The sequence below is a fragment of the Colwellia sp. BRX10-1 genome, from assembly GCF_014077545.1.
Lineage (GTDB): Bacteria > Pseudomonadota > Gammaproteobacteria > Enterobacterales > Alteromonadaceae > Colwellia_A.
In genome coordinates, this window is sequence record NZ_JACGWC010000002.1 from 19,219 (window position 1) to 31,382 (window position 12,164).

8 protein-coding genes are annotated in these 12,164 nt (G+C 37.9%); all 8 read right to left on the reverse strand.

Going from position 1 to position 12,164, the window contains the following annotated elements:
* Positions 1-246: 246 nt before the first annotated feature.
* On the reverse strand, positions 247-1,686 hold the full coding sequence (gene tldD / locus H4J75_RS02570) for a metalloprotease TldD (RefSeq protein ID WP_182175476.1): 1,440 nt from the start codon (positions 1,684-1,686) through the stop codon (positions 247-249).
* Positions 1,687-1,712: 26 nt separating this feature from the next.
* Positions 1,713-2,549, reverse strand: coding sequence for a carbon-nitrogen hydrolase family protein (locus H4J75_RS02575; protein WP_182215527.1), 837 nt, complete (start codon positions 2,547-2,549; stop codon positions 1,713-1,715).
* Positions 2,542-6,483, reverse strand: a complete 3,942-nt coding sequence (locus tag H4J75_RS02580; RefSeq protein WP_182221265.1) for a YhdP family protein — start codon at positions 6,481-6,483, stop codon at positions 2,542-2,544. Before H4J75_RS02580 ends, H4J75_RS02575 begins: the two co-directional genes overlap by 8 nt.
* 308 nt (positions 6,484-6,791) lie before the next feature.
* A complete protein-coding gene (gene rng / locus H4J75_RS02585; protein ID WP_182175473.1) occupies positions 6,792-8,258 on the reverse strand; it encodes a ribonuclease G in 1,467 nt (488 codons plus the stop codon).
* On the reverse strand, positions 8,255-8,872 hold the full coding sequence (locus H4J75_RS02590; RefSeq protein ID WP_182221266.1) for a nucleoside triphosphate pyrophosphatase: 618 nt from the start codon (positions 8,870-8,872) through the stop codon (positions 8,255-8,257). The genes rng and H4J75_RS02590 overlap by 4 nt, the downstream gene beginning before the upstream one ends.
* 36 nt (positions 8,873-8,908) lie before the next feature.
* The gene (gene mreD, locus H4J75_RS02595; protein ID WP_070375567.1) at positions 8,909-9,388 is read right to left on the reverse strand and encodes a rod shape-determining protein MreD; all 480 of its coding nucleotides are present in this window, start codon (positions 9,386-9,388) and stop codon (positions 8,909-8,911) included.
* Positions 9,375-10,295: a rod shape-determining protein MreC gene (gene mreC, locus H4J75_RS02600; protein WP_070375566.1), complete on the reverse strand. Its 921-nt coding sequence runs from the start codon at positions 10,293-10,295 to the stop codon at positions 9,375-9,377. Before mreC ends, mreD begins: the two co-directional genes overlap by 14 nt.
* A 137-nt stretch (positions 10,296-10,432) precedes the next feature.
* Complete coding sequence (locus H4J75_RS02605; RefSeq protein WP_070375565.1) at positions 10,433-11,476, reverse strand: rod shape-determining protein; 1,044 nt, start codon at positions 11,474-11,476, stop codon at positions 10,433-10,435.
* Positions 11,477-12,164: the final 688 nt, after the last annotated feature.

Consider the following 12,164-nt stretch of genomic DNA (forward strand, 5'->3'; position numbering starts at 1 on the left):
TTATTATTGATTGCCGACTCTGTGAAAAAAACTGTGTAAATAAAAAATAATTACTACGCATATGTTGTTACATTATAACAATTAGAATTATTTTTCAATCCCTGTTAATAAAAATAGCGATTGTTATTACTTTTATAATGTATTGCCAAAATATTCCTCTTAATAGCTAGCGCAAAAAAAAAGTCATCCGCCATTTATTTCTAAATAGCGGATGACTTTCTTAAAAGTAATTTATTCAGAAATGAACTACTGAGTGCCACCAATTGTCATTTCATTGATTTTCAAAGTAGGTTGGCCAACACCTACCGGAATACTTTGTCCATCTTTTCCACAAACACCAACGCCAGCATCAAGTTTCAGGTCGTTACCGACCATGCTGACATTTTTCATCGCTTCAGGACCACTACCAATTAACGTAGCGCCTTTTATTGGCGAAGTAATTTCACCGTTTTCAATAAGGTAAGCTTCAGAGCTGGTGAAAACAAATTTTCCAGAGGTAATATCAACTTGACCACCAGCAAAATGTGGCGCGTAAATGCCTTTTTTCACTGACTTAATAATATCTTTTGGATCATGTTCACCCGCAAGCATATAAGTATTAGTCATTCTAGGCATGGGTAAATGTGCATAAGATTCACGGCGACCATTACCGGTAGGTGCTACACCCATCAGCTTAGCGTTATGCTTATCTTGCATATAACCTTTCAAAATACCTTTTTCAATCAGTACATTGTATTGTCCTGGCGTTCCTTCATCATCTATTGAAATTGAACCACGGCGATTAGGGATTGTGCCATCATCAACAATAGTGCATAAATCAGAAGTCACCTTTTGACCAATTTTACCTGAAAATGCTGACGAACCTTTACGGTTAAAATCACCTTCTAAACCATGACCAACGGCTTCATGCAATAGGACGCCCGGCCAACCTGAACCAAGTACAACAGGTAACATGCCAGCTGGAGATTCTATTGCCACCACATTGACTAAAGCTTGACGAACCGCTTCTTCGGCATAAGCTAAATAACGTGCTTTACCATTTTCAAGTTCAAAGAAATAACTATAATCAGTTCGAGCACCACCGCCAGCACTGCCACGTTCACGTTTACCATTATCTTCGACTAATACTGAGCAATTTAAGCGAACCAGTGGTCGTATATCAGTAGCAAAAGTACCATCGCTAGCAGCCACTAATATTTTTTCATAAACACCTGACAAACTAACAATAACCTGCTGAACACGCTTATCAACTGAACGAGCATGGGCTTCAATTTCATGCATTAAGGTGATTTTTTGCTCTTGCGCTAGACTGCCTAACGGATCAGTGGCTTGATAAACTGATTTCACAGTTTGATTTTTAAAAGCAAGTACACGACCATTTTGGTCGGCATTTGCAATACCTTTAGCGGCATCGGCTGCTTTTTTTAACGCGAGAGGAGAAATATCATCAGAGTAAGCAAAACCAGTTTTTTCGCCTGATATTGCTCGCACACCAACACCACGTTCAATATTATATGAACCTTCTTTGACAATGCCATCTTCTAGCATCCATGACTCATGGCAGCTCGACTGAAAGTATAAGTCGGCTAAATCAATGTTTCGTTGATATATATTGTTTAACGTTTGATCTAAAAGATCTCGGTCAATTTGGCTATCGGCTAAAAGTTCACGTTCAACACTATTCATATTTTTCACTTATCGTATTAATTTATTTAATTTGGGCGTTTTAATGTGCTTTCAAATTGATTATGTTCAGTAACAGGCATTGCTGCTCTTACTCTGTCTAGTTCGTCACGGGAAAATTCAACACTAATACTACCAATACCTTGCTCTATACAGCTAAGTATTTCTCCCCAAGGACTGATAATCATACTGTGTCCCCATGTTTCTCTACCATTAAGATGCGTACCATGTTGGCCTGCAGCTACAATATACACTTGATTTTCAATGGCACGTGCTTGTAATAATGTTTGCCAATGTGCTTGACCAGTTACTGTAGTAAAGGCACTTGGTACTGTAATAACATCAGCACCTAACAAGCGAAGTTGGCGATAAAGTTCAGGAAATCTCAAGTCATAACAAATTGTTAAGCCAATATTTACATTTTCAGCTTGCCAACAACAAATTTTATCACCCGCTTGAGTATAGCGAGATTCACGATAACTTTTTTCGTTATCTTCAACATTAGCATCGAATAAATGAATTTTATCGTACTGTATTAACTCATGACCTTGCGGTGAAAAAATACAACTACTGTTAGTAAACTTATCTTCAATTTTGGCTGAGGTTGCTAGTGGAATACTACCAGCAACCAAAAGCACCTGATATTTTTTGGCTAACGTTGCCAGCTTATCTTTTAATGATCGTTTAGATACCGCTAATTGCTCGGCGTCTTTTCCTCCAAAGAACAAACAACACTCAGGTAAAACGACAATATGTTCATCATTCGAAGTAACTGGCGATAATCGAGCTAATTCAGCCTCAATACTCACTAGGTTTTCTTCAACATTCGGTACAGAGCATAGTTGTATTGCCGTAAGTCTAACCATCTAGGTTTATTTCCTTGTGATCTTTTATACCCTCTGTTTTATTTGCTGGTGTAACAGGAGTGATATTGTTCTGATCAGGAATGATATCAATAACTTCAGGAGGTGTTGAACGGCCAACTTTTATATTTTGGGTTTTTTTATCGACGACTTTTACTACGGGTAAGTCAATTGGCCCAGTAACTTCAATTTTATATTCTGAAACAACTTGCGAGGTAATAACGCCATCAAGAGCCAAAGCACCAATAAAGGTCAATGGGTTTAATGTCGCTATCCAGGCAATTGCAGGTAAGCTTGAGGTTAAATTGGGCTTATAAGACATTTTATAATCGAGTACTTGGTCGTTTAAGTTGGTATTACCTTTTATAGATAAGTCGCCTGCCGCACCTTTCATGAAAGTGTTATCGGTATAAACAACGCCATTTTTGACCTCAAAATCTCCTTTAATGGAATCATAGAACATACCATCACTAAAAATATCTCGAAAATCAAACTTCAATTTACGAACTAAGGACTGTAAACTGAGTAGTGAAAATGCTCGGGCTTGATCAGGTACTTCAGCTAAATATCCGTCTGAAAGTTTAACTTGGCTTGTACCGTTAAAGCTTTCTATCGCAAAATCTAATGGGCTACCTGTCCAGTTAAAATTATAGTACATGTCCAATTCACTATCTTTTATCGTTGAAGGATAACCTAATTTCTCGACTTCTTGATCAACATTTTTCGCTTTCAATTTGCCTATAATAGTGGTTTGAGATTCATCGGCATTATGTTGCCAACTGGCATCAAAACTTAATTGTGTTTTACCCCGTGTAGCCGTAAATTTTTTAATGGTTAACGTATCGACAGCAGACCGTTCAATAGAAAAATCAACTTCACCAAAATCAAATTTTCCATAGCTACAACTCGAACATTTCCCACGAATAGGCGGAATATTAGCGAAAATAACATCGTTACTTATCGGTTCTGCTGATGGTTCCTCAACAAGGTTTTCATTAACAAGTTCATCATCTGCCGTTAAATGAATAAAATCAGCATTAAGCTCTATCCCTTGTTGATGCCAATCAGGATAAAACTTAGCTTTGGTACGTGTTTCTTTGGCTTGCAATTCAAGTAACCACCATTGCTCTTCATCGTTAAGATTAAAAGAGACGTCAGTTAATTCTTGTCCTAACACATTAAGCTTTTCAACCTTGCCCCTAATACGTTTAGGCGCACTTAACAGGGCAACATTATCTGCAGCTGTATTTACCGATGCTTGTTCTATGCCATCAAGAATATCAAAAATTAACGGTTGCCACTCGGTTACTGAGGCGGTAGATAAGTTTGTCGTGATATGAAAGCCTTCCGTTGGTAATAACATATGTTCATTACCTAAGACTAAATGTGCTTTAGTAAATTGCACTTTACTATGATTTAACTCACCATAAAAATTCAGCTCATCACCTATTTGTGCGTAAAGTACTGATGAATTTTCCTCTCCAGAAACTTTTACCGCAACATTAAGTACATCATCGGCTATTTTTTTATAAGGCGCAGGTAATGAAAGTGCTATCTTTTCTAAAGTAGAGTCCAGTAAGAGTTCATAACTAAAACCACCTTGGTGGTGCATCTTTAGCGTTAAATCACCTTGCCACGCTAACAGACCCTGACCATATTTTTCAAGTAATTCTGGCAGCTCTTTTTTCCAAGCGGTTTCTGGCCACTGCGCTTGTAGGTTAATCAATGTTTGGTAATATTTACGGTTAGTATCCTGGGCTTCTACTTTCAGTACTAAGGGCATTTCTCGCCAATTTAATGTCAGTCCTTGCGTCTTTATTACATCATTTTCGTAGCTCAATTCACCATTCACTTCCGTAAAGTTCATGGCAGGTGCTTGCAATGCTATTTTATTATTCTTGAACTCAACCTTGCCACTTGCCACAGCACTATCAAGATCATTTAAAGGTAAATTTAGTGCAAAGCTACCTGAAATGTTTTCTGATACTTGTAGCTGGTTTAGTGTCTCTCCAACCGTGTCGGCCAACGGACTATTGTTCATTAAGTCACTTACTGCATTGGCTTGGGTATCTTTAAAATTCGCGGCAACCGTTAATATTTGTTGGCCAGCTAAATCATCAATAGCAACCTTAACACCGGTAACGTCTATGCCAGTAAGCTCGCCACCTCGACCCGTAATTAGCATGCTGTTGTTAGTGAAATTTAAGTTAGCATCAAAATCATTAATCACCGGCCAACTTGGATCAAACTGAAATTTACTCTTGACCAATTCTGCATTAACAACAAAAATACCGCTATTATCTTCAAATGGGAATTTATCGAGTGGCCCATTAAAAAGCACTTGAGCTTGTGCGAATTCACCGTCAATGATGGCTAAGTTTAAGTAATCGACCAGTTCCTGTCCCATCAATAGATGTGGGTAAAAATAGTTTGCGAGCTTAGCGTCACCTTGATGCACATTAGCGAGTAATGCCATCGTGATTGTTTCATCTTCTAGCGCTTTAATTTCTAAATCGGCGGTAGCATTAAGTTGTTCTGATATCATTTCGATTTGCTGAACTTTCACTAATAGTTCAGCATGATTAAAGTCGACATTAACTTGTGCAGCAATCGATTGGTATGGAATGGGATAAAGAAAGTGTTGGTCAAAATCTAGCTCTCCATTTTGAGCTAACAACTTAACCTGCAAGTTTTTTTGAGTGAAGGTAAGTTCACCACTGACATTTTCAACGCCGGGGATCCCTTGACTAAACGAAGAGGTAACATCCGAAAATTGCGCTACGGCTTTAATATCATCGTCATTATTGAGCAAGTAAACGTCGGTTATCTGTCCAACCGGAGCAAGATCATTTAATAATGTTTCACTTTCTGGGTGGCCAGAAAAAAGTGGATAAAGGTCAGCTAAACCAAACAGCTCTAATGAAGAAATATACGTAAGTAGGCCATTGGCCGTTCTTTTCGTGTTGATGGTTAAAGGCTGCCAAGCCTTATTGTTGGTGTAGAACTGTAATGGTGTGGTCGTAGTGCTTATATTTTTAGCATCGTCAAAATTTTCAACCAAGATATTACCTTCGTCGATACGAATACTGTGTAATTCATCTTTAAAAAGCCAACTCACTTCATTATCGCCTAATGCGATTTGTAATCTGTTGGCTTTGCCTTTGTTTAAGGTATACCAAGCACTAAAATTAACCGATGAATAAGTTTTGTCATTTTCGATAGCAAAAACAGTATCTAGCCACGGAGTTACATTAAGCTTATTCGCTTCAAAGTATAGTTGACCACTTAAATCACGAAGGTCTTGTCCAGATGCATCAAGATTAAATTTAATATTATTAGATGTTAACCCGTCAATAAGCATACTACCCGTAGCTCGATGATGATTACCGTTATTGACCCAAGCAAGTTGGTCGACCAAAAAGGTTCGCGTTTTTGACTCATCTTGTATGGTGATATTACTGTTTATTAATGAAAAGCGATTAATTTGCTGAAACAATACATCGCTGATGGTAGCAATAACCGAACTATCTTCCGCGTTTTGATCTTTTGACGTTAATAATGCTTTATCAAAAAAAACTTGTACACCTGCTAAAGTTATATCTTGAGAAATCAATTTTTGATGGCGTAAGCTTCCCCAGAAATCAACAGTCAATTCCATGCGAGACACAAATATATTAGCGGTTTGAGTATCTAGTACATTGACTTTTTCAACAACTATCGTCGGCCCGTCAACCTCCCACTCCATGCTCAACGAACCTATGCTTACATTGCTATCATAAGTTTCATTGAGATAATATTGTAAGTCTTGATGAAAATTATGTGCGTAGGGCAAAGATAAACGAAACGCACTGATCAGTACCGCAAAAAGCACCAACAAAATTGCCAATACTTTATACAGTCGATTTAACCAACGATTCGAAAAAGCTGAAATACTCATAAAATGAATTTACTACACACTTAATTATCTTAATTTTTAACTTACGGTGATTGATTTATTTACCGTCAAATCAGGTTTTGAAGCCAATATACTAAATTGCCTACACGGATGTAGGTACTTAGGTTTAGTCTGGAACTCTATACCTGTAAACCTATGCCTACACAGATGCAGGTACTTAGGTTTAGTCAGGAACTCTATACCTGTAAACCTGTGCCGACAAGGATGTAGGTACTTAGGTTTAGTCTGGAACTATAAACCTAAGTTTAAGTAACAATAAGACCCTAATGGCCTTTATCGATAGTTTTTAATTACATCATAATCACATCAAACTGCTCTTGATTATACATGGTTTCTGTCTGAACTTTAATTTGCTTACCGATGAAAACTTCTAACTCAGCAAGGTGATGATATTCATCATTAATTAGTGATTCACTCACTGCAGAAGAAGCATAAACAGTGAATTTATCTGAATCATAGGCGCGATTTACTCGTACTATTTCACGCAAAATTTCAAAACAAACGGTTTCAACAGTTTTTAAATGCCCTCGACCTGAACACACTGAACATTCTCCACACAATATATGTTCTAGACTCTCTCGGGTACGTTTACGGGTCATTTCTACTAAGCCAAGCTTAGAAAACTTACTAATACTGTATTTAACATTATCTTTCGCCATCGCTACATCTAAACTGTGTAACACACGTTTTTGGTGCTCGGCACTGTTCATGTCAATAAAATCGACAATAATGATGCCACCTAGATTTCTCAGTCTCAACTGTCGAGCAATGACTTGTGTGGCTTCTGAATTAGTATTAAAAATAGTTTCTTCTAGATTACGATGGCCGACAAATCCACCGGTATTTATATCAATCGTGGTCATCGCTTCGGTTTGATCAATAATTAAGTAACCACCCGACTTCAATTCAATTCTTCTATGCAACGCTCTTTGTATCTCATTTTCGACATCAAACAAGTCAAAGATTGGTCGCTCCCCTGGGTAATTTTCTAAAAAAGGGGTTAAATTAGGGACAAATTCTTCGGTAAATTCCCGCAACTGCTCAAAAGTCAGTTTTGAATCGATACGAATTCGTTCAAGATCAATACCAACAAAATCACGGAGTACACGAAATGCTAATGAAAGATCTTGATAGATAGGCGCTTTCATTTGCTTTCTTTTTTTACGGTCTTGCACTTTTTTCCAGACACGTCGTAAAAATTCAGCATCATGTTTTAATTCTTTTTCATCAGCACCTTCAGCAGCCGTTCGAACAATAAAGCCGTGTTCCTCACTACAATATGGCGTAATAATATCTTTGAGACGATTGCGCTCTTTTGAAGATTCAATACGTTGTGATATGCCCGCATGATTAGCATTTGGCATTAACACCAAATATCGAGCGGCTACGGTAATATCTGTGGTTAGGCGCGCTCCTTTGGTGCCCAGTGGATCTTTAATGACCTGAACCACAATTTGCTGGCCTTCATGCACTAACGCTCTAATGTCAGGTACGTGGTCAGCGGGCAAATCGTCATTACTAATAATGAGTTTAGTGTTGATGTCTGAAGCATGTAAGAACGCGGCTTTTTCTAAATTAATATCAATAAAGGCTGCTTGCATACCCGGTAAAACCCGAATAACTTTACCTAGATAAATATTGCCAACCAAACCACGACGAGATTCACGTTCAACATGAACTTCTTGCAATACGCCATTTTCTATTAGCGCAACTCGAGTTTCACTTGGGGTTACATTAATCAGTAATTCACCGCTCATAAAATTTCTCCGTCGCTGAGGGGGCTTGTTTGGTCTTGAACAGGGGTAGGTAAACCTAACTCAGCCAATAACTTTGCTGTTTCATATAAAGGTAAACCGACTACAGCAGAATAACTACCTTTAATTTGTGTCACAAATTGTCCACCAATACCTTGAATACCGTACGAGCCTGCTTTATCTTGAGGTTCACCGGTATGCCAGTAGCGCTTAATTTCTTCAACAGACAATTTTTTAAAGGTAACATCCGTAGAAATAACCGCGGATAATATTTGTTTGTTTTTTACAACGGCAATGGCGGTCAGTACTTGGTGAGTGTTGCTTGATAACATTAGCAGTTGTTGACAGCATGCTGCAATATTCTCAGGTTTACCAAGAATATGATTGTCGAAAATAACGCTAGTATCAGAACCAAGCACGACACTGCCTGCTACTTGATTTTTTGAGACTACAGTCGCTTTTTCAATCGCCAAACGTAACACATAATCGCTTGGTGATTCATTGTCGATGATGCTTTCATCGATATCAGCAGAAATAGTTTGAAATTGATAACCCAGTTGGCTAAGTAATTCTTTTCTTCGTGGTGACTGTGACGCTAAAATTAAAACGGGCTTCATAGAAAAATTACTCAGTTAACGGGTCAATAACAGGGGTTAAGTAATACGAAAGTGACGACGTACTTTTCTTAATAATAAAAACGCCCAAGGCCACAGTACAATCGTTGTGATCACCGGATATAAATAACTAGGTAGGAACACGGCATCAGTTAAAAACCGTTGCATCCAAAAAACAATTAAATGATATAACGCCGATAAAACACCAACAATGAGTGATTGTTGCCAAACAGAGAAATTTCTAATTTTTTGAAAGTTGCCCGCGATAATATAAACAGCAAGAGCCATCGCCATCGTGTGCACACCGAGAATAGACCCCAGTAAAACATCAAGTAATAAGCCAACAAAACCAGCGGTTATAACATTAACACGCGCGGGTAAGGCTAAGCACCAGTATACTAATACTACTAACACCCAGTCTGGACGAAAAACATCAATACTCTGGGGTAATGGCATAATGCTGGCGATTAAAGCGATAACCGTAGTAAAAATAATAATCAAAAGGTTACGTATCGACATTATTTAGTCCTGTGTTATCTTCACTTTTTTTATTATCAGGTACGTTTGGTGTTACTACTTTTTGCGAAGGCGCAAAAATCTCTGATGCTTTTTCAGGCCACAGCAGTAATAAATAGCGTAATCGATCAATTTTAGCGACCGGCTGACTTTGTACTAAAGCAAAGGCATTTGCATCATTCTGTGAAACTTTGGTCACTCGTGCAACAGGATACCCTTCAGGGTACTTATCACCAAGACCTGAAGTTACTAATAAATCACCCGTGCGAACATCCGTACTGTGTTGCACAAAATTATGGGTTAATCTGTCTATTTGTCCTGTTCCTGAAGCGACTAAACGCACACCATTTCGACTAACTCTAACAGGTACGGCGTGAGTGACATCAGTAATTAAAATAACCCGACTACTATTAATACCCACATGTAATACTTGCCCAACAATACCTTCATCGTCAATAACAGGTTGACCTTCAAAGACACCATCATCACTGCCACGGTTAATAACGACTTGCTGACTATACGGATCAGAGTCGACTGATATTATTTCAGCGACCATTTTCTTTACTTCACCACGTATCGGCGAGGCCAGTAATAAACGCAACCGCTTATTTTCTTTCTTGATAATTTCAAGTTCTAATAGTTGTTGATGAAAACGCAATTCTTCAACTTTATATTGCTGGTTATCACTGAGTAGTTGTCGCCGCGTAACAATATTTTCGGCAGCCCAAGTCATGACTTGCTTAGGAGTCGTCGCTAAATACTGTAAGGGGCTGACCAGAGACTGTAAATACCCCCGAATATTTTCAAAGCTATTCATTTTGTGATCGAAAAAAATTAAAGACACAGAACAAAACAGCACCAACAAGAGTCGGTGCTGAGGGGAAGGGCCATGTTTAAATATTGGATTCATATAAACCTAAAATTTATTTAGGGAATGGTCATCGTTAAGCTACATAGGTAAATTTAAGTAATAGGTACAAGATGACATCAGTCAATAAGTACTTCTACCCGCTAAATTTACCCTACAACGACAGACGGAAGTGTTACTTATTCATAAGAGAATAAATCGCCGCCGTGCATATCAATCATCTCAAGCGCTTTACCACCACCAAGAGCCACACACGTAAGTGGATCATCAGCAACGACAACAGGAATGCCAGTTTCTTCCATTAATAAACGATCCAAGTCACGTAATAATGCACCACCACCAGTAAGTACCATACCACGTTCTGAAATGTCAGAGGCTAGTTCTGGTGGCGCTTGCTCTAAAGCAACCATAATAGCACTAACAATGCCGGTTAGTGGTTCTTGTAGTGCTTCTAATATTTCATTGCTATTCAACGTAAAACTACGAGGAACACCTTCAGCTAAGTTACGGCCACGTACTTCAATTTCTAATACTTCTTCACCTGGGTAGGCTGAACCAATTTCATGTTTAATACGCTCAGCGGTTGCTTCGCCAATTAAACTACCAAAGTTACGACGTACGTAATTGATAATGGCATCGTCAAACTTATCGCCACCGATACGTACAGAAGAAGAATAAACCACACCGTTCAATGAAATAATACCGACTTCAGTGGTACCACCACCAATATCAACTACCATCGAACCTGTAGCTTCTGAAACGGGCATACCTGCACCAATAGCCGCAGCCATTGGTTCGTCAATAAGATAAACTTCACGGGCGCCAGCACCAAGTGCAGACTCACGAATAGCGCGACGTTCAACTTGAGTAGAACCGCAAGGAACACAAACAAGTACACGAGGACTTGGGCGTAAAAAATTATTACTGTGAACTTGTTTAATAAAGTATTGCAGCATTTTTTCAGTAACAAAAAAGTTAGCGATAACACCATCTTTCATTGGGCGAATAGCTTCAATATTACCTGGCGTTCTGCCCAGCATTTGTTTTGCAGCAGAACCTACTGCAGCTACACTTTTTGAACCACCAGAGCGGTCTTGGCGAATAGCAACTACCGAAGGCTCATTCAAAACGATGCCTTGGTCTTTTACATAAATAAGAGTGTTCGCCGTTCCTAAATCTATTGATAAATCATTAGAAAACATGCCGCGTAATTTTTTAAACATAAGATCTAAATATCCTAAAGTGTTATAAAAAGAGAATTAATCTCTTTTATTCTCAACAAAGCATTGAGTTAATCAATGAGCATTTTGTCAAGTTTGTTAATAATATATTATATGGGCTAATCATACCTGAGTGTTTCAAATTTGTGTTGTTTGAATGATAAAAAACATCACTTTTTTAGCATATTTTTAATGACTAAGCCAAAATTGAGGGAATTGTTAATCAATAATGTATTAAATCCCTCATTATTGTTAAAAAGTCATAGTAACATTTTCTCGATTTGGACTAAATGTTACAATTGCACAATTACGTTTATCGGTTATGTTACTTACTTTGCGGTGCAGTTACACTTTCGCCAATCTTTAGTCTTGTATTCAACACCAATAGTTCCCTAATTATTACCATAAAATGACAAAATATTTTTGTAATCGCTTCGAATTACAAATCAATCTTTTTAGATAACCTATTTAATAAATTTCAGCATTTTACCACGAGATAACCATGCTAATTAATCATATTTATCTGTGAATAAAATTTCACTATGACTTATGAATAAAGATGAATGTTCGGCTTAAAAGCCAGCTATTTTTTATCGGCACGTCTTTTCAAATAAATTTAACGAGCTTAATATAGGTCTATATAATTATTTTAAGGCAATAAAAAGCCCCGCATTGACGAGGCTGTTTGCAC